This window comes from Streptomyces sp. NPDC005374 (genome assembly GCF_042872225.1).
In the GTDB taxonomy this organism is placed as follows: Bacteria; Actinomycetota; Actinomycetes; order Streptomycetales; family Streptomycetaceae; genus Streptomyces.
This window is the reverse complement of record NZ_JBIAKA010000007.1, coordinates 87,733-106,109: the sequence shown is the minus strand read 5'-3', so window position 1 is coordinate 106,109 and position 18,377 is coordinate 87,733. Positions and strand designations below refer to the sequence as shown.

12 protein-coding genes are annotated in these 18,377 nt (G+C 70.0%); 9 read left to right on the top strand and 3 right to left on the bottom strand.

The window, feature by feature from the left end; genetic code table 11:
* The first annotated feature begins 23 nt into the window (after nucleotides 1-23).
* The 9 genes from ACFYRX_RS19180 to ACFYRX_RS19140 all read left to right on the top strand — a co-directional run bounded on the left by ACFYRX_RS19180 (nucleotide 24) and on the right by ACFYRX_RS19140 (nucleotide 12,561).
* Complete coding sequence (locus ACFYRX_RS19180) at nucleotides 24-1,358, top strand: ABC transporter substrate-binding protein (RefSeq protein WP_389101033.1); 1,335 nt, start codon at nucleotides 24-26, stop codon at nucleotides 1,356-1,358.
* Nucleotides 1,355-2,275: a carbohydrate ABC transporter permease gene (locus tag ACFYRX_RS19175; RefSeq protein ID WP_389101031.1), complete on the top strand. Its 921-nt coding sequence runs from the start codon at nucleotides 1,355-1,357 to the stop codon at nucleotides 2,273-2,275. The genes ACFYRX_RS19180 and ACFYRX_RS19175 overlap by 4 nt, the downstream gene beginning before the upstream one ends.
* Entirely contained in the window at nucleotides 2,272-3,216 is a 945-nt protein-coding gene (locus ACFYRX_RS19170; protein ID WP_389101029.1) for a carbohydrate ABC transporter permease, read from the top strand. Before ACFYRX_RS19175 ends, ACFYRX_RS19170 begins: the two co-directional genes overlap by 4 nt.
* 25 nt (nucleotides 3,217-3,241) lie before the next feature.
* Nucleotides 3,242-4,150 (top strand): 5-dehydro-4-deoxyglucarate dehydratase, encoded by a 909-nt coding sequence (locus ACFYRX_RS19165; protein ID WP_389101027.1) that lies wholly within the window; start codon nucleotides 3,242-3,244, stop codon nucleotides 4,148-4,150.
* Nucleotides 4,147-5,400 (top strand): glucarate dehydratase family protein, encoded by a 1,254-nt coding sequence (locus ACFYRX_RS19160; RefSeq protein ID WP_389101025.1) that lies wholly within the window; start codon nucleotides 4,147-4,149, stop codon nucleotides 5,398-5,400. The genes ACFYRX_RS19165 and ACFYRX_RS19160 overlap by 4 nt, the downstream gene beginning before the upstream one ends.
* A 135-nt stretch (nucleotides 5,401-5,535) precedes the next feature.
* Nucleotides 5,536-6,597: an NAD-dependent epimerase/dehydratase family protein gene (locus tag ACFYRX_RS19155; protein WP_389101023.1), complete on the top strand. Its 1,062-nt coding sequence runs from the start codon at nucleotides 5,536-5,538 to the stop codon at nucleotides 6,595-6,597.
* Nucleotides 6,598-6,734: 137 nt separating this feature from the next.
* A complete protein-coding gene (locus ACFYRX_RS19150; protein WP_389101021.1) occupies nucleotides 6,735-8,429 on the top strand; it encodes an NlpC/P60 family protein in 1,695 nt (564 codons plus the stop codon).
* A 252-nt stretch (nucleotides 8,430-8,681) separates the two neighbouring features.
* A complete protein-coding gene (locus ACFYRX_RS19145) occupies nucleotides 8,682-11,585 on the top strand; it encodes a glycosyl hydrolase 115 family protein (protein WP_389101649.1) in 2,904 nt (967 codons plus the stop codon).
* A 205-nt stretch (nucleotides 11,586-11,790) separates the two neighbouring features.
* A complete protein-coding gene (locus tag ACFYRX_RS19140; RefSeq protein WP_389101019.1) occupies nucleotides 11,791-12,561 on the top strand; it encodes a response regulator transcription factor in 771 nt (256 codons plus the stop codon).
* Here the strand turns inward: ACFYRX_RS19140 and ACFYRX_RS19135 are convergent.
* The 3 genes from ACFYRX_RS19135 to ACFYRX_RS19125 all read right to left on the bottom strand — a co-directional run bounded on the left by ACFYRX_RS19135 (nucleotide 12,536) and on the right by ACFYRX_RS19125 (nucleotide 18,293).
* Nucleotides 12,536-14,011 carry an MFS transporter gene (locus ACFYRX_RS19135; protein ID WP_389101647.1) on the bottom strand — a complete coding sequence of 492 codons (1,476 nt, stop codon included), beginning with the start codon at nucleotides 14,009-14,011 and terminating at the stop codon, nucleotides 12,536-12,538. The two genes, ACFYRX_RS19140 and ACFYRX_RS19135, sit on opposite strands and share 26 nt — an antisense overlap.
* 107 nt (nucleotides 14,012-14,118) lie before the next feature.
* Entirely contained in the window at nucleotides 14,119-15,576 is a 1,458-nt protein-coding gene (locus tag ACFYRX_RS19130; RefSeq protein ID WP_389101017.1) for an alpha-amylase, read from the bottom strand.
* Nucleotides 15,573-18,293: a glucosidase gene (locus ACFYRX_RS19125; RefSeq protein WP_389101015.1), complete on the bottom strand. Its 2,721-nt coding sequence runs from the start codon at nucleotides 18,291-18,293 to the stop codon at nucleotides 15,573-15,575. Before ACFYRX_RS19125 ends, ACFYRX_RS19130 begins: the two co-directional genes overlap by 4 nt.
* Nucleotides 18,294-18,377: the final 84 nt, after the last annotated feature.

Here is an 18,377-nt window from a genome sequence, read left to right as displayed (position 1 = left end):
ACGAATATGAACGGAGAGTACCCATGGGCGATCGCCGACGACGACGCCGCCTGGCCGCGGCGGCCACCGTCGCGGGATTGATGTTCGGGGCGGCCGCCTGTGGCTCCGGCTCCGGCAGCGCGGGCAGCAGCGATCCGAACACGCTCGAGGTCTGGACCCGGAGCAATCCGGACTCGGCCGCCACCTACGACCGGGTCTTCGCCGCCTTCACCAAGAAGACCGGCATCAAGATCGACTACCAGCCGGTCATCAACTTCGACCAGCAGCTCCAGAGCCGCGCGTCCACCAAGGACCTGCCGGACGTCATGATCAACGACACGGCGCTGATGGGCAGTTACCAGAGCCAGGGCCTGCTCAAGCCGATCGATCCCGCCTCGGTCACGGGCGGCGACCAGATCACCGGCAAGTCCTGGGCGTCCACCGTCGGCATCGACGGGAAGCACTACGGCATCCCGTACTCCCGTCAGGCCCAGACCCTGATGATCCGCACGGACTGGCTGAAGAAGCTCGGGCTCAAGGCACCGAAGACCTGGCAGGAGATGCTCTCCGTCGCCAAGGCCTTCGCCACCGAGGACCCGGACGGTGACGGCAAGGCCGACACCTACGGCATCGTCGCACCGGGCAGCGCCCAGAACGGCTACGCCGCCTGGTGGGGCTCGAGCTTCCTGTGGCAGGGCGGCGCACAGATCATCGCGTCGGACGGCAAGGGAAAGTACAGCCCGGCCATGGAATCCGCCGCCGCGGTGAAGGCCGTGACCTGGATGAAGGACAACCTCTTCTGCGGCAAGAAGGGCGTCCTCCAGCCCGGCGCGATCACCGCGGTCACCGCGACGGCCACCAACTTCCAGGACGGCAACGCCGGGATGTACATGACCGGCCCGTACAACATCACCACCTTCGACGCCACGCCGGGCAAGGACAAGTACGAGGTCGTCCCCGCCCCCGCGGGCCCGGCCGGCGGCGATGTGCTGGCCGACGGTGAGAACGTCTACCTCGGTGCCAAGACCGGCAAGGACAAGCAGGAGCTGGCGCTGGCCGCGTTCCTCGTCTCGCCCGAGGGCCAGAAGATCGCCATGACCAGCGTCGACGGCCACCAGCCCGTCGTACGCATCCCCGTGAACTCCACGCTGGACGCCGCGAAGGTCAGGAACGACGCCCGCTGGAGCGTCGTACAGAAGGCCTACGAGGACGCCTCCCAGCAGTTCCCGAACGCGCCGGACTTCGCCCCGATCAAGCAGGACACCGCCGACGCGCTCAACTCGATCTTCACGTACTGCGGCGGTGACGTCCGCTCGCAGCTGCGGGAGCTCAACGACACCCTCGCCGGTGACCTCAAGGACCAGGACCTGCTGAAATGACCGCTACCGTCTCCGCCCCCGCGGCGCGCAAAGGCACGGGCAGGAGGGCCTTCGACAAGAGGGCCGTCGTCCCCTGGCTGTTCCTGGCTCCGGGGCTGCTGCTCGCCCTCGTGTTCAAGTTCTGGCCGATGGCCAAGGGCGTCTGGCTCAGCTTCTTCGACGTGCGGCCCTTCCTCGGCGACAAGTGGATCGGCCTCGACAACTACACGAGGGTCCTGACGGACCACCGCTTCCAGGACGCCATCGGGCACACCCTGATCCTGGGCATCGGCCAGGCGGTCGGCGCGATCCTGCTCGGGTTCGCCCTCGCCCTGCTCCTGGAGGGCCAGGCCCGCTCGCTGAAGTTCCTGCGTACCGCCGTCTTCCTGCCCGCCGTCACGGCCACCGCGGTCGTCGGCGAGCTGTGGCGGCTGATGTACTACCCGACCTCAGACGGCCTGCTCAACAGCGGGCTGCACCTCCTCGGGCTCGGGCCGGTCCAGTACCTCGACAACCCGGACATCGCGCTGTACTCGACGATGGTGATGGGCATCTGGATCTGGGCCCCGTACAACATGGTGATCTTCCTCGCCGGCCTCGCGGGCGTGGACCGCTCGCTGTACGAGGCGGCGGCGATGGACGGTGTCTCGCTGTGGCAGCGGCTGCGGTACGTCACGCTGCCCGCGATCCGTCCGGCGCTCATGATCGTGCTCACGCTCGCCACGATCCGCGGACTGCGCGTGTTCACCGAGGTCTACGTCCTCACCGGCGGCGGCCCCGCCGGGTCCACCGACGTCTGGATGACCCGCGCCTACACCCTGGGCTTCACCCGCAACGACATCGGCGGCGCCTCCGCGGCCTCGGTCGTCCTGCTGTGCGTGACGCTCCTGCTCACCGTCATGGTCAACCACCTCCGCAAGAGGGGAGAAGCGCGATGAGCGCCCCCGTCATCGACTCCGTCCGGCCGGCGGCCCCTGACACCCCGGCCGGACGGAGCACCAAGGCGCAGCGGACCACCCCGGCCCGCTTCGACACCGCCCTCGGCTGGAACGACAGGCCCGGTGTCGCCTGGGGCCTCAGGATCCTGCTCTGTGTGATCGCCCTCGCGGTCTTCGCGGCGCCCTTCCTGACGATCTTCTCCGGCGCCTTCACCACCAACCCCAGCGGCTCCTCCCTCTCCTTCCTGCCGCACGACAGCACGCTGTCGAACTTCACGGTGGCGGGCGAGCGCGGCATCTGGGACTACCTCGGCAACTCGCTGGTCATCGCGGGCGGCGGCCTGCTGCTCCAGCTCGTGGTGTGCACGCTGGCCGCGTACGCGCTGGCCAGGCACCGGTTCCGCGGCCAGGCGCTGATCATGATGCTGTTCATGATGACGCTGATGCTCCCCGAGGAGGTCATCGCGATCCCCCTGTCGCTGGTCCTCGGTGACGTGCCCGTCGTCCACATGGACCTCAAGGGCACGGTCTGGGGCGTGATCCTGCCGCTGGGCGCCTGGGGCTTCTCGGTGATGATGCTGACCGAGTTCATGCGGGACATCCCCACCGAGATCGAGGAGGCGGCCCGCCTCGACGGCGTCGGCGAGCTGCGCATGCTGTGGCAGATCATCCTGCCGCTGTGCAAGCCCGCCCTCGGCGTGGCGGGCGTGCTCGGCTTCATCATGATCTGGGACCAGTACCTGCTGCCCCTGATCGCCGCCAAGGACCCCACCGACTACACCGTCACCGTCGCCCTGTCCATCCTGCGCACCGACCCCGAGGTCGGTTCCGGTGTGGTCCTCGCCGGTGCGGTCATCGCCCTGATACCCAGCCTGATCGTCTACCTGCTGCTCCAGCGCTCCCTGGTCACCGGCATCGCCGCCGGTGCCACGAAGGGCTGACCGACCCCCCACGTTTGAGGGAGACATGAAGTTCCAAGGAGTGCTGTTCTTCCCGGTGACCCCGTTCGCCGCGGACGGCTCGCTGGACGAGGAACGGCTCGCCCAGCACATCGAGAACGGCGTCGCGGCCGGTGCGGGCGGCGTGTTCGTCGCCTGCGGCACCGGTGAGTTCCACGCGCTGACGCCCGACGAGATCGAGCGGGCCACCCGGGTCGCCGTCGAGACGACCGCGGGCCGGGTACCGGTCCTGGCTGCGGCCGGCGGCCCCACCCCGGTCGCCCGCGACCACGCCGACCGGGTCGCCCGCGCGGGCGCCGACGGCATCCTGCTGCTCCCGCCGTACCTCGTGACGGCCCCGCAGCGGGGCCTGGTGCGGTACGTCGAGGAGGTCACCGCCGCGAGCGACCTGCCCGTGATCTTCTACCAGCGCGGCACCGCCCGCCTCACCGCGGACACGGCCGCCGAGATCGCCGCGCTGCCGAAGGTCGTCGGCCTCAAGGACGGCCTCGGCGACATCGAGCGGATGCACCGCATCGTGCGCGCGGTGCGGGCCGTGCCCGGCACGGAGAACTTCCAGTTCTTCAACGGCCTGCCGACGGCGGAGATGACCGCGCCCGCCTACCACGGCATCGGCGTCCCGCTGTACTCCTCCGCCGTGTTCGCCTTCGCGCCCGAGATCGCCCTCGCCTTCCACCGGGCACTGGCCGAGGCCGACCGGCCGCTGCTCGACACACTCCTCGACGAGTTCTACGGCCCCCTCGTCCAGCTCCGCGACGAGGTACCGGGGTATGCCGTGGCGCTCGTCAAGTCCGGAGTGGCCCTGCGTGGACTGGACGTCGGTGGCGTACGGGCGCCCCTCGTCGATCCGAGCCCCGAGCACATCGCGCGGTTGGCGAAGCTCATCGACCGCGGTCTGGAGGTGGTCGCCGCATGAGCGAGCCGACCCGTATCAAGGAACTGATCGTCACCCCGATCGCCTTCCGCGACCCGCCGCTGCTCAACTCCAACGGCGTGCACGAACCCCTGGCCCTGCGGATCATCCTCCAACTCGTCCTGGAGGACGGCACGGTGGGCCTGGGCGAGTCCCCCGGCGGGGTCGCCCGCCTGGAGCGACTCGAGGCGGCGGCCAAGGTGGTCGTCGGCATGGACGTCTTCGACACCACCGCCGTCTCGGCCGCGATCGACGCCGCCCTGCTGCCCACGGTGCCTTCGAGTCACGAGGGCGGCTGGACCTCCTCGGCCGTCGAGGTGGCCTGCCTCGACGCCCAGGGCAAGCTGCTCGGCCGCCCGGTCAGCGACCTGCTCGGCGGGACGGTCCGGGACTCGGTGCCGTTCGCCGCGTACCTCTTCTACAAGTGGGCCGAGCATCCGGCCCTCGACGGCCGTGCCGCCGTCGGCGACGACTGGGGCGCGGCCCTGGACCCGGCCGGCATCGTGGAGCAGGCCCGGCTGATGCAGGAGCGGTACGGGTTCAGGTCGTTCAAGCTGAAGGGCGGTGTCTTCCCGCCCGACGAGGAGATCGCCGCGATCAAGGCGCTCGCGGAGGCCTTCCCCGGCCAGCCGCTGCGCCTGGACCCCAACACGGCCTGGACGGTGGAGACTTCCGCGTACGTGGCCCATGAACTCGACGGTGTCCTGGAGTACTTGGAGGACCCGACCAAGAGCATCGAGGGCATGGCCGCGGTGGCGAAGGACGCGCCTATGCCGCTGGGCACCAACATGTGCGTGATCGCCTGGGAGCACCTGAAGCCGGCGATCGAGCAGAACGCGATCCAGGTCCTCCTCACCGACCACCACTACTGGGGGGGCCTGCGCCGCACCCGTGAACTGGCCGCGGTCTGCGAGGCGTTCGGGCTCGCCCTGTCCATGCACTCCAACTCGCACCTGGGCATCAGCCTGGCCGCCATGACCCATGTGGCCGCGGCGATCCCGAACCTCGACCACTCCTGCGACACCCACTACCCGTGGAACTCGGCGGACGACGTCATCCTCCCCGGCGTCCTGGAGTTCCGCGACGGTGAGGTCAGGGTGCCCACCGGACCCGGCCTCGGTGTGGAACTCGACCACGACGCCCTGGACCGGCTGCACCGCCTCTACGTCGACTCCGGGGTACGCAGCCGCGACGACACCGGATACATGCAGCGGTTCCAGCCCGACTACCGACTCAGGCTTCCCCGTTGGTGACAGGACCCCCATGAGGCAAGGCGCCCGGCGAACCCGGGCGCCTTGCCTTTTCCGACTCCCGGGAAGGCCGACCCGCAACTCCTCTCCGCACACACAGTGCTTCAATGTCAGCCCCCTGGATGGAGGAGTGACGTCATGGGCACGGGTGCGCGGTCGGGCAGAGTCCTGGTCACGGGCGGCAGCGGATTCGTCGGCAGCCATCTGGTGCGACGGCTGCTGGAGCGCGGCTACGAGGTGCACACCACCGTACGCAGCCTCGCGAACACGGCGAAGACGGCGCCGCTGCGGGAGATGGAGGCGGAGTTCCCCGACCGCCTCGCGCTGTTCCAGGCGGACCTGCTGACCGAGGGCTCCTTCGACGAGGCCATGGCGGGCTGCCGGGTGGTCTTCCACGTGGCCTCGCCGTTCTTCATGCCGGAGCGGATCAAGGACGGCCAGAAGGACATGGTCGACCCGGCCCTGACCGGCACCCGCAACGTCCTCGCCGGCATCGAACGGACCCCGACGGTCGAGCGGTTGGTGTTCACCTCCACCGTCGGCGCGATCTTCGGCGACTACGCCGACGTGCGGGACATGGACGACCAGGTGCTCTCGGAGAGGTACTTCAACACCTCCAGCACGGTGGAGAACAACCCGTACCACTACGCCAAGACGGTCGCCGAGCGTGCGGCCTGGGACGCGGAGGCCGCGCAGGACCGCTGGCGCATGGTGTCCGTCAACCCCGGTCTGATCCTGGGCCCGTCGCTCGCGCCCGCCTCCGAGTCCGGCAGCCTCTTCCTCCTGGAGGAGCTCTTCAAGGGCTACTTCTTCTACGGCGCCCCGGACTTCAGCTTCACCACGGTGGACGTCCGTGACGTGGCCGACGCGCACATCGCGGCCGCGGAGAGGCCCGACGCGAAGGGCCGGTACATCCTGGCCGCCCAGACGATGACGTCGTTCCACGACATGGCCCGCATCATCCGCACCCGCCACCCCCGCGGCCTGCGCATCCCGCGCACCGCGCTCCCCCACTGGCCGGTGCGCGTCCTGGGCCCCGCCTTCGGCCTCACCCAGGACTACATCCGAAAGCACCTCGGTATCCGCTTCAAGGTGGACAACAGCCGCAGTCGGAACGAACTGGGCATCACCTACCGCCCTGTCGAGGAGACGATCCTCGACCACTACGAAACCTGGCGCCACCAGCGCGGCAGGAGCTGATCTTCACCGGGAGCGCCTGCCCGACGCGACGAAGGTCACAGTTACATCTCACACTTTTCACACTTCAATCTTCACGTGAGCCTCACAAGTTGGCTAAGTTGACGGGCGAGCAGCACGACGGAAGGGGCACGTCTTTCATGGCGCCGGATCGAACTTCGCGCAATGGAGGGTTCAGCCTCCCGGCCAAGCGCAACTCCGCGCTCGCCACGGCCGCGATGGCCTCGGCGGCTCTCCTCTCGCAGACCGGGAACGCAGCCGCGGACGAGGGACCGAGCCCCGACGAGGTGAGCCGGCGGATCACCAACCTCTACGACCGGGCCGAGAACGACTCCGGCACCTACAACGCCACACGCGCGGCCGCGACGGCGTCGAGCGCGCGCAGCCGTAGCGGTTCGGGTACGGACGGCGGCCGCGGGTCCGGCAGCGAGCCCGGCCTGGATGCCATCGCCCGGCAGTGGTACGGCGTGGCCCGCGCGAAGTTGGGACCGTTCGTCGCGGCGACCCTACCGGCCGACCGGGTCGCGGCCCGCCCGGCCGAGACACGGCGCCCGCGCCAGACGGACGCCCCCGTGGCACGTGCGCTCCAGCCCGCCGAACGGCCCGTTCCGGAGCTGGCCGCGCGGCCCGTGCTCGCCCTGCCCAGCGCACCGGAGACAGCTCCGGCCGCGCTCACCGCCGCGCCGGACCCCGCGCCCATGTGGACACCGGAACCCGCCCCGCAGAACCTCACCGGCACCGGCGAGATACCCGTCGTGGGCACCCCGCGGCCCGACACGGGTTTCCCGGAGTACCCCGCGCAGAGCAGCACGGGCCTCCCGGAATACACCAGCCAGGTCGGCACCGGTTTCCCGGAGTACGGCGGTCAACTGGGCACGGGCCTGCCGGAATACACCGCACAGACCACCACAGGCTTCCCGGAATACCGTGCACAACTCGGCACGGGCATGCCTGAGTACACCGCGCAGGTCAGCACGGGGATCCCCGAGTACAGCGGACAGCTCGGCACGGCGACGCCCGCCGGGTACGCTCCGCAAAGCACCGGATTCCCCGAATACTCGGGCCAGTTCAACACCGGCTTCGCCGAGACCACCGGCCAGTTCAGCACCGGACTTCCCGAATCCAACGGCGGATACAGCGCGGGACTTCCCGAAACCACCGGCGCATACAGCACCGGACTTCCCGAACACAGCGGCCAGTTCAGCACCGGTCTCCCCTACACCACCGGCCAGTTCAACACCGTCGCGCCCGACTACACCGCACAACCCACCGCGGTCCTCCCCGAGTACACCGCCGGTTACGGCACCGCGCTCGCGTCCCCACCGGTCGATTCCAGCCAGGGCGTCCCGATCGTCACCCAGGCCATCCCGTTCATCCCGGCCCCCCGCGCCCCCGAGCCGGAGTGGCAGGCACCGCAGCAGACCGCGGCTCCCGTGGACCCCGCCTCCGCCCTGCCCTCTGCCGACCCCGGCTACGACTCGAAGGTCATCCAGGTGCTCGCCTTCGCCCGCTCCCAGATCGGCAAGCCCTGCGTCTGGGGCGCGGCGGGCCCGGGGTCGTACGACAACTCGGGTCTCACCCAGGCCGCCTGGAAGGTGGCCGGCGTCTCCCTCCCCCGCACCTCCGTCGGCCAGGCGAGCTACGGCACGGCGGTCGCGCTCTACGCGATGCAACCCGGTGACCTGGTCTTCTTCCACGACGACTTGAGCCACGTCGGCCTGTGCACCGGCAACGGCATGATGATCCACGCGCCGGGCCCGGGATCGTCCATCCGCGAGGAGTCGATCTACCCGGCCGGCGAGTCGATCATCCGCGGTGCGGTACGACCCGCCTGACCCACAAGGCCGTACGGTCCGCGGTGACCCGAAAGGCCGTACGGTCCGCCTGACGCGGAGGGCCGTACGGTCGGCGCCCGACCGCGGCCCATCCCGGAACACCCGACGCCACTCCCCTCACGCACGCCTCTGGACGCCCGACAGCCCCTCCCCTAGGGTTCCCGAGAAAGCGCTTTCTGGCCTGACCATGCCAATCTGGGGGAGCGTCTCGTGCCGCACCAGCAATGGACCCGCAAGTCCTTCCTCCGGGGAATGGCCGCCGTCGGCGCGGCCCCCTTCCTCCCCGTACTGATCCCGGCGGACGCCCACGCGGCTTCGTCGGACCGTCCCGACTTCCCGCTGGCGGCGGGAGGCGCCGCCGTCGCCGTCTTCGTGGACGCGGCGGACGACCCCGCCGTCGTCCGCGCCGCGGGCGACCTCCAGGCGGACGTGGAGCGGGTCTCCGGGGCGAGACCCGACCTGCTGCGCACGCTGCCCCGGAGCACCCCCCTGCTCGTCCTGGTGGGCACCCTCGGCGCGAGCCCCGCCATCGACCGCCTCGCCGCACAGGGCCGCCTGGACGTGTCCCGGGTGAAGGGCCGCTGGGAGGCCTCGGTGACGCAGGTGATCGAACACCCGGTACCCGGTGTGGACCGCGCGCTGGTGATCGCGGGCAGCGACCGGCGCGGCACCGTCTACGGGATCTACGACACCTCGGAACGCATCGGCGTCTCCCCCTGGTACTGGTGGGCCGACGTCCCCGTCGAGCGCCGCGACACCGTGACCGTGCCCGCGCACCGCTTCGAGCGCCGGGAGCCGTCGGTCCGCTACCGCGGCGTCTTCATCAACGACGAGCAGAACCTGACCACTTGGTCCCACCGCACCCAGGAGCCCGACAAGAACATCGGCCCCGAGACGTACAAGCGCGTCTTCGAGCTGCTGCTCCGGCTGAAGGCCAACTACCTGTGGCCGGCCATGCATCCGTACTCCGACTTCTTCAACAAGTACCGGGAGAACCCCGAACTCGCCGACCGCTACGGCATCGTCGTCGGCTCCAGCCACCCGGAAGCCCTGCTGCGCAACGGCGTCCACGAGTGGGAGCCGTGGATCGCGGAGCACCCGAACGCCGACGGCACCGCCCCGGTCTACGACTACACCGTCAACCCCGGCGTGATCTCCGACTACTGGAGGGCCCGGGCGAGGCAGAACGCCGCGTACGAGAGCAGTTGGACACTCGGCATGCGCGGTCTGCACGACAGCGCGCTGGAGACGAAGAACGCCACGACGATCCCGGAGAAGGTCGTCGTCATGAACGACATCATCGCCGACCAGCGCCGCATCCTCGCCGAAGAAGTCGGGCCCGCGGCCGAACCGCAGATCTTCATCCCGTACAAGGAGGTCCTTGAGCTGTACAACGCGGGCGTCCGGGTCCCCGACGACGTCACGCTGATCTGGCCGGACGACAACTTCGGCAACATGCGCCAGCTCCCGAACGAGGCGGAACGGGCACGCCCTGGCGGCAACGGCATCTACTACCACCTCTCCTACTGGGGCCGCCCCAAGAGCTACCTGTGGCTGGACACCACGCAAGTGGCCAAGGTCTGGCAGGAGTTGCGGCGGGTGTACGAGCACGGCACCGACCGTATGTGGATCTTCAACGTCGGTGACCTCAAGTCGATCGAGACCGGCCTGTCGTTCGCGATGGACATGGCCTGGGACGTGGACCGCCGGGAGGCCGGCGAGCTCGAGGACTTCCTGGCCGAGTGGGCCGGGAAGCAGTTCGGGCGGCTCCACGCCCGGGAGATCGCCGAGATCCGCACGGAGTACTACCGTCTCGCCGGGGAGCTGCGCCCCGAGTTCATCGCTCCGGGCATCCTCTCGGTCGTCCACCACGGCGACGAGGCCGGGCGCAGGATGGCGGCGTACGACCAACTGCTCGCCCGCGTCCGGACGGTGGGCGCCGACCTGCCCGAGGTATATCGGGACGCCTTCTACGAGCTGGTCGAATACCCGGTGCACGGCGCGTACTTGATGAACCTGAAGTACTACTGGGCGGACCGCAACGCGCTCGCCGTCCGCCAGGGCCGGGGTGCCGGGGCGAACCGCCTCGCGGATCTGGCGCTGGCCGCGCACACCGCGGAGGCCGCGCTCACCAGTCGGTACAACACCCAGGTGGCGGGCGGGAAGTGGGACGGGTACATCAATCCGTATCCGTCCCAGATACCCAAGGCCCCGGGACGCCCGGCCGTCACCAGGGTGGCCCGGCAGGAGACGTCCGGGCTCGGGGTCGCGGCCGAGGGCAACGAGACGGGGGCGGACCGGCCCCTGTCGTTCTCCTCGTACACGCGCGACCGGCGCTTCGTCGACGTCTTCAACACCGGGTTCCTGCCCCTGGACTGGACGGCCGAGGCCAGTCACCCCTGGGTGGTGCTGAGCACGGCGGGCGGCTCGCTCACCGAGCAGCGGCGGGTGTGGGTGGAGGTCGACTGGGACCGCGTTCCCGAGGGGGCGCAGGAGGCCGTCGTGGTGTTCGCGGGCGCCGGGCAGCGCTTCGACGTGCCGCTGCGCGTGGTCAACAGCCGTCGACGGGCCCGTGGTTTCGCCGAGGCCCACGGGTATGTGTCGATCGACGCCGCGCACGCCGACCGGAGGGTGGCGCGAGGGGGCTGCCGCTGGCGGACCGTGCGGGGCCTCGGACGTCGTACCGGAGCCGTCGAGGCAGCTCCCTCCACGGCGGTTCCCGTCACCGGTGACTTCGCCTCCCGTGCGCCCGAGTTGAGGTACCGGGTGCGGTTCGACAGCACCGGTACCTTCCCCGTGACCGTCTTCCGGCTGCCCTCCCTCGACGAGCGCGGGCAGCGCCGGGTGGCCGTCGGGCTCGACGACCAGCCGGTCACCGTGCTGTCGGGGCAGGCCTTCGCGACCGGGAACCGGGGGGACGCCTGGGCCCGCCAGGTGGAGGACGGCGTCGAGAAGCTGACCACCACGGTGACGGTCGCCGAGGCCGGCGAGCATGTGCTGCGGATCTTCATGGTCGATCCCGCGATCGCGGTGGACCAGATCGTGATCGACACGGGCGGACTGCCCGCAACCTATCTCGCACCGTCGGAGAGCTTCCATCCGGTGTTCAACCCCGAACCCGCTCCGAGCCCGGTCCTTCAGGCGCCGGACCAGTAGGTCCGATGGTCCGTGCGGGCCGCCGGTCCCCTGTTCCGGCGGCCCGCACGAGTAGCGGCCGGCGCGGTCGTCCGGTACGGGGACAGGCGTAGCCGGCGGGCCGCCTCCCCCACCGCGGCCCGCCGGAGCTTCAATGTGCTGGAGTACATGCGAGAACTTCGATGTTGCTCGGATGAAGTGTGGGTCAGCGAGGTACTGGGCCGGTATGGGTACAACTGCGTATGAGCGGGTGCTGTCGGTCGCCGTGGCCGCCCTCCACGAACGCGACCCCGAGCAGCTGTGGCCCCTGCTGGCGGACCGGTTGCCGGTCCTGTGCGGGGGTGACGCCCTCATCTACAAGCTGGACAACTGGAACGAGAGCGAGGGCACGCTCGGGCTGTCCCCCGGTGCCACCGCGGAGTTCGCCGCGCTCACGGAGGACGACATGGCTCTGTTGCGCGAGGGATACCCGTTGGCCCGGCACTACGCGGACCGGGCCGGCCGGGCGCCGGTCACCGCCCGTCGGGTGGCCGGTCGTTCCTGGCCGGGGAGCCCGACCGCGCGGCTCCTCGACGACCTCCTGGACGTGGATCACGTCCTCGGGATTCCGCTGCCGCAGTCGACCACGCCCGTCACGGGCTGCATGGTCTACCGCTCCGGCCGGGACTTCACCGACGACGAGGTGCGCCTCGCCGAGCAGTTGCAGCCCCTGCTGTCCGCTGTCGAGCAGCAGCGGCACCTCCTGCGGCGGCTCGGCTCCCCGTCCGAGGAGGTGGCCGACCTGGCGCTCACGCCCCGCGAGACAACGGTGCTGCTCCTGCTCGGCGACGCCCTGACGGCCGGGTCCATAGGCCGCAGGCTCGGCATCTCCGAGCGCACGGTCCACAAGCACATCTCGAATGTCTACCGCAAACTCGGCACCCACGACCGCGTCAGCACGGTGCTGCACGCGCAGCGGCTCGGGCTCGTCCCTACGGCAACGGCGGCCCGCCCTTGAGCCGTTCCAGGTCGGAGGGGCGCACCTGGATCACCATGACGGCGATGATCGCGGCGAGCACGGTGAAGATCGCGGCCATGACGAAGGCGGCCGAGGCACCGGCGGTGAGGACCTCGTCGGACCACGGCCGAGGGAGTACACGGGTGCGTTCGAAGAGCGCGCGCTCGCCCGGGGTGGCCTGGGCGAGGAAGCGGGGGATCTGCTTGTCCGCCTCGTTGGTGCTGGCCGTGCCGAACATGGTGACCAGGATGGACAGCCCCAGTGAACCGCCCACCTGCTGCGTGGCGTTGAGGAGCCCGGAGGCCGCCCCGGTCTCCTCCGTGGGGACATCGGACAGGGCCATCAGCGTCAGCGAGACGAACTCCATGCCCATGCCGAGGCTGAACACGAGCATCGGCCCGAGGACGCTGCCCGCGTAGGTGGAGTGCACGTCGGTCAGGGTCAGCCAGCCGAGGCCGGCCGCGGCCAGGATCGCGCCCAGCACCATGAAGGGCTTGGGCCCGTACGTGGGCAGGAAGCGGGAGGCGAGCCCGGCGCCGATCGCGATGACGACGCTGACCGGCAGGAACGCGAACCCGGTCGCCAGCGGGCTGAAGTCCAGCACGTTCTGGGTGAAGAGCGTCAGGAAGAAGAACATGCCGAAGATCGCGGCGGCCAGGCACAGCATGATGCCGTAGGTGCCCGCGCGGTTGCGGTCGGCGAACATGTGCAGCGGGGTGATCGGCTGCCGGGACCGCCTCTCGACCAGGACGAACACCACGAGGAGCAGCACGGCCGCGGCGAACGACGCCAGCGTGAGCGCGTCCCGCCAGCCCTCCTGGGCGGCCCGGATGAAGCCGTACACCAGGAGCACCATGCCGCCGGTGGAGGTCAGTGCGCCGGTGATGTCGAGACTGCCGGGATGGCGTTCGGACTCCCTGATCCAGCGGGGCGTGGCGAGCGCGATGAGCAGTCCGATCGGGACGTTGACGAAGAGCACCCATCGCCAGTTCAGCCACTCGACGAGGACCCCGCCGGCGAGCAGCCCGATCGCGCCGCCGCCCGCCGAGACCGCGGCGAAGACACCGAACGCCCGGTTGCGTTCCGGTCCTTCGCGGAAGGTCGTGCTGATCAGGGCGAGGGAGGTCGGGGAGGCGATGGCGCCGCCGACGCCCTGGAGGGCGCGGGCGGCGAGGAGTTGCGTCTCGTTCTGGGCGAGTCCGCCGAGCAGGGAGGCGAGCACGAACAGCAGCACTCCGAAGATGAAGACCCGCCGTCTGCCGAGGATGTCCCCGGCCCGCCCGCCGAGCAGCAGCAGTCCGCCGAAGGTGAGGGTGTACGCGTTGACCACCCAGGCCAGGCTGGTGGTCGAGAAGTCGAGTGCGCGCTGGATGTCCGGGAGCGCGATGTTCACGATGGTGATGTCGAGCACCACCATCAACTGGCAGGACGCGATGACCAGCAGGGCCATGGAGTTCCCACCGCCACCGGAGTCCGGTGTGGTGGTCCGTGGAGCAGAACTCGCCTGCGGGTCGGTGCTCATGGTCTCCGTTCGACCGTACGCCCGCGCCGTGCACGTCACCACTTGAGGACGTGGAACCCCCAGGCGTCCAGGGACACGAACAGTCCGGAGTCGGTCAGTTCGTCTCCGTCACGGTCGTACGTCGCACCGGTGAGCAGGTCGGTCGCCCGGCGTTCGCGGCCCCGCAGGTCGTCCCAGGGCAGGGGCACTCTCGCCTGGGCCGGGCGGTCGGAGTCGTTGACGACGATCAGGTGGCGGGCGTCCGTGTGGGTCCAGGTCCAGGCGAGCAGGTTGCGGTGTGTGTCGTTGTCGGGCCAGCCCGTCGGGGTCAGCTGCCGCCAGTCGCCCCGGCGCACGGCGGCAGCGGCGGGCAGGAGGCGGCCGTAGAACTCACGTGACTGCTCGTCGACCGGTTCCTGCGGTCCGCGCCTGAGGAACACGGGCGGCCGTACGCGGCGTCCCTCGACCTGGCCCTCGTGCCAGAGGGTCGCTCCGGGCAGGGTCGCGACGGTCACGGCCGCTGCCCGTCCCCGGGCGCCGGGCAGGGTGGCGGCGGCCCGTGGCTCGTCGTGGTTCTCCAGGAAACGGACGAGTCCGCGCTGGTAGGTGAGGTCGGCACCCAGGTGGGCCCGGACGGAGTCGGCGTTCTCGTGCAGCAGACGGTCGTAGAGGCGCTTGTCGTAGCAGTGGTCGAAACCCTGTTGTTGAAGCGCCGATTCCAGGTCCCAGTAGGCCTCGGCGACGAAGAGGAGGCCGGGGTGGCGGGCCCGTACGCGCGGGATGACGTGGGGCCAGAAGTCCTCTGCGGGGGCCGTTCCCGCGCGGTCGCCCCAGGTCTTTCCGAAGATGTCATTCATGAGCAGCATGGCCATGTCGCAGCGCACGCCGTCGGCCTGGTCGCCGATGGACACGAGCGTCTCGACGGTCGCCTCGCGGAGGGCCTCGCTGAAGGCGTTCAGCTGGACCACGTCGGGCCAGGGCGGGAAGTAGGGGTCCCGGCCACGGGCGTAGACCTGCGCCCCGACCTGTCCCCCGGCCTCGATGAAGTCGCCCGGCGCGCGGGCCAGGTCGTCGGCGGTGCCGCGGACGAGCCGGTCGGGGTCCGAGGTCAGCCAGGGATGGTCGGGGGCCACGTGGTTGGGGACGTAGTCGAGGATCAACCGCAGTCCCCGTGCGGCGAGTTGGGTTCGGGCCTCGGCCAGTCCTTCCGGTCCGCCGAGGGCGGCGTCGACGACGTAGTTCCGTACGCAGTACGGCGATCCGGCGATGTCCGCCTCGGTGGCGTCGGGCAGGGCGTCGCGGAAGGAGGCCATGAGCCCCTCGTCGCGCAGGGCGATCTCCAGTCCGGCCGGGCTGCGTTCCCAGACGCCCATCAGCCAGACGGTGTCCACGCCGGGCCGGGCGACGGAGTCCCAGGCCTCGCCGGGCACATCGGCGAGGGTGACGGGACGGCTGTGGCGGCGGCCCAACTCCCCCAGCCAGACCAGGGTGTTGATCTCGTGGATCACGGTCATGACAGCGGTTCCTCCCTCTCCCCCGTCGGCCGCAGCGACTCCCGGCCGCCCCGGTGCCAGTCCTTCTCGCTGATCGAGTGGAACAGGGTCGCGGTGGCCGCCACCAGCCCCGTCCAGCCGGTCTGGTGGGAGGCCCCGAGTCCGGCTCCGTTGTCGCCGTGGAAGTACTCGTAGAAGAGGACCAGGTCCTTCCAGTGCGGGTCCTTGGCGAACACCGTTTGCGCGCCGTGCACCGGGCGGTGGCCGTCGGTGCCGGGCAGGAAGGTGGCGGTGAGCCGGTCGGAGATCTCCCGGGCGACCTCGTACAGGTTCAACTGCCGTCCGGAGCCGGTCGGGCACTCCACGGTGAAGTCGGGGCCGTGGTAGCCGTGCAGGTTGAGCAGGGCGCGGATCAGCAGGATGTTCATCGGGAACCACACCGGGCCGCGCCAGTTGGAGTTCCCGCCGAACATGCCGGAGTCGGACTCGGCGGGCAGGTATCCGACACCGTACGTTTCGCCGTGCACGTCGAAGGTGTACGGGTGCTTCGCGTGGTGCTTCGACAGGGACCGGATGCCGTGCGGACCGAGGAACTCGTCCTCGTCGAGCATGCGGGCCAGGACGCGGCGCAGCCGGTCCTCGCCGAACAGCGCGAAGAGGTACCGGCCGTCGGTGGTGGGACCTGTGCTCGGGTGCTGTGAGACGAAGGCCTCCACTGCCGGATGGCGACGGATGAAGTCCCGTGCCCCTTCCACCAGTTCGGGGAACTCGCGGTCCGCACGGCCGCCGATGACGCTCGTCGCCGCAAGCGGTATCAAGCCGACCAGGGACCGTACCTTGAGCGGGGTGGCGGTGCCGTCGGGCAGCCTGAGGACGTCGTAGAAGAAGCCGTCCTCCTCGTCCCACAGGCTGGCGTTGTCCTTGCCGATGCGGTTCATGGCGACGGCGATCCACGCGAAGTGTTCGAAGAGCATCTGCGCCTGCTCGACGTAGACGGGGTTCTCGACGGCGAGTTCGATGGCGATGTCGAGGAGGTTCTGGCAGTACAGCGCCATCCACGCGGTGCCGTCGGCCTGGTCGAGCTGGCCGCCGGTGGGCAGCGGGGCGCTGCGGTCGAAGACGCCGATGTTGTCGAGACCGAGGAAACCGCCCTGGAAGACGTTGTTGCCGTCGGCGTCCTTGCGGTTGAGCCACCAGGTGAAGTTCTTCGTCAGCTTGTGGAAGGCGTTCTCCAGGAAGGCGCGGTCGCCGTGGCCGGTGCGGTGCTTCTCCAGTTCGTAGACGAAGAGGACGGCCCAGGCGTGCACGGGCGGGTTGACGTCGCCGAAGTTCCATTCGTACGCGGGGATCTGGCCGTTGGGGTGCAGATAGAGGCGGTGCAGCAGCAGGTCCAGCTGGGACTTGGCGAAGCCGATGTCGACCATGGACAGGGCGAGGGTGTGGAAGGCGAGGTCCCAGGCGGCGAACCAGGGGTACTCCCAGGTGTCCGGCATCGACATGATCTCGTCGTTGACCATGTGGTACCAGGCGCTGTTGCGGATGCGCGGGTCGGCGGCGAGCGGGTCGACGCCGTGTTCGGCGAGCCAGCGCTCGACATCCAGGTAGTAGTACTGCTTGCTCCAGAGCATCCCGGCGAGGGCCTGCCGGACGAGCCGCCGCTCCTCCTCTCCCATCGCCGGTGGCGTGACACCCGCGTAGAAGGTGTCGGCCTCGGTGCGCCGGACAGTGACAAGGGCGTCGAACTCGCCCCAGGGATCCGGGAGTTCGGTGTCGGTGAGGCGCAGGCGGATGCGGGCGCTGTCCCCTGCGGGGATCGTCAGGACGTGGTGGACGGCGGACTTGGTGCCGGTGCGCGCGGGGTTGACGGCTTCCCGCTCGCCGTGGACTACGTACCGGTCGATGCCGTCCTTGACGTAGGGAGTGCTGTTGGGGCTGCCGAAGACGCGCTCGTTGTCGGTCTCGTTGTCGGTGAACAGGCCGGGTGCGTCGCCTTCGAAGTACAGCCAGCGGGCGCCCAGTTCCTCGTGTTCGGCCCGGATCACGCCCGGCGACTGCTGCGCCAGACCCGGTACCGCCGTGCCGCCCGCCCAGGACCAGGTGTGCCGGAACCACAGGGTCGGCAGGAGGTGCAGCACCGCCTCGTCGGGGCCGCGGTTGTGGGCGGTGATCTCGACTAGGAGGTCTTCCGGGCCGGCCTTGGCGTACTCGACGAACACGTCGAAGTAGCGGTCCTCGTCGAAGACGCCGGTGTCGAGGAGTTCGTACTCGAAGTCCTCGCGGCCGCGGGCCCGGTTGGTGTCGACGAGGTCACCGTAGGGGAACTCTGCCTGCGGGTACTTGTACAGGTACTTCATGTACGAGTGGGTGGGCGTGTTGTCGAGGTGGAACCAGTACTCCTTGGCGTCCTCGCCATGGTTGCCCTCGGCGTTGGTGAGGCCGAACATCCGCTCCTTGAGGATGGGGTCGCGGCCGTTCCACAGGGCGAGGGCGAAGCACAGCCGCTGTTTCTCGTCGCTGACTCCGGCGATGCCGTCCTCGCCCCAGCGGTAGGCGCGGGAGCGGGCCTGGTCGTGGGTGAAGTACGACCAGGCGTCGCCGTTGTCGCTGTAGTCCTCGCGGACGGTGCCCCACTGACGTTCGCTCAGGTACGGCCCCCAGCGCCGCCAGGGGGCCGTGCCCGCGTCGGCCTCGGCCAGTCGCCGCCGCTCGGCGTCCGGTGTGCCGCTGTCCGTCGTCATCGCCCGTCCCTTTCACCGCCCGGCTGCCTGCGTCCAGACTCGGACGGGTCGGCGCGGGTCGCAATGCCGGTGAGCTGAACGGAA

Excerpts from the sequence above, each read along its gene's own strand:
- ACFYRX_RS19180 (WP_389101033.1), top strand. The coding sequence starts at position 24 with ATGGGCGATCGCCGACGACGACGCCGCCTGGCCGCGGCGGCCACCGTC.
- ACFYRX_RS19175 (WP_389101031.1), top strand. The coding sequence starts at position 1,355 with ATGACCGCTACCGTCTCCGCCCCCGCGGCGCGCAAAGGCACGGGCAGG.
- ACFYRX_RS19170 (WP_389101029.1), top strand. The coding sequence starts at position 2,272 with ATGAGCGCCCCCGTCATCGACTCCGTCCGGCCGGCGGCCCCTGACACC.
- ACFYRX_RS19165 (WP_389101027.1), top strand. The coding sequence starts at position 3,242 with ATGAAGTTCCAAGGAGTGCTGTTCTTCCCGGTGACCCCGTTCGCCGCG.
- ACFYRX_RS19160 (WP_389101025.1), top strand. The coding sequence starts at position 4,147 with ATGAGCGAGCCGACCCGTATCAAGGAACTGATCGTCACCCCGATCGCC.
- ACFYRX_RS19155 (WP_389101023.1), top strand. The coding sequence starts at position 5,536 with ATGGGCACGGGTGCGCGGTCGGGCAGAGTCCTGGTCACGGGCGGCAGC.
- ACFYRX_RS19150 (WP_389101021.1), top strand. The coding sequence starts at position 6,735 with ATGGCGCCGGATCGAACTTCGCGCAATGGAGGGTTCAGCCTCCCGGCC.
- ACFYRX_RS19145 (WP_389101649.1), top strand. The coding sequence starts at position 8,682 with ATGGCCGCCGTCGGCGCGGCCCCCTTCCTCCCCGTACTGATCCCGGCG.
- ACFYRX_RS19140 (WP_389101019.1), top strand. The coding sequence starts at position 11,791 with ATGGGTACAACTGCGTATGAGCGGGTGCTGTCGGTCGCCGTGGCCGCC.
- ACFYRX_RS19135 (WP_389101647.1), bottom strand. The coding sequence starts at position 14,011 with ATGGCCCTGCTGGTCATCGCGTCCTGCCAGTTGATGGTGGTGCTCGAC.
- ACFYRX_RS19130 (WP_389101017.1), bottom strand. The coding sequence starts at position 15,576 with ATGACCGTGATCCACGAGATCAACACCCTGGTCTGGCTGGGGGAGTTG.
- ACFYRX_RS19125 (WP_389101015.1), bottom strand. The coding sequence starts at position 18,293 with ATGACGACGGACAGCGGCACACCGGACGCCGAGCGGCGGCGACTGGCC.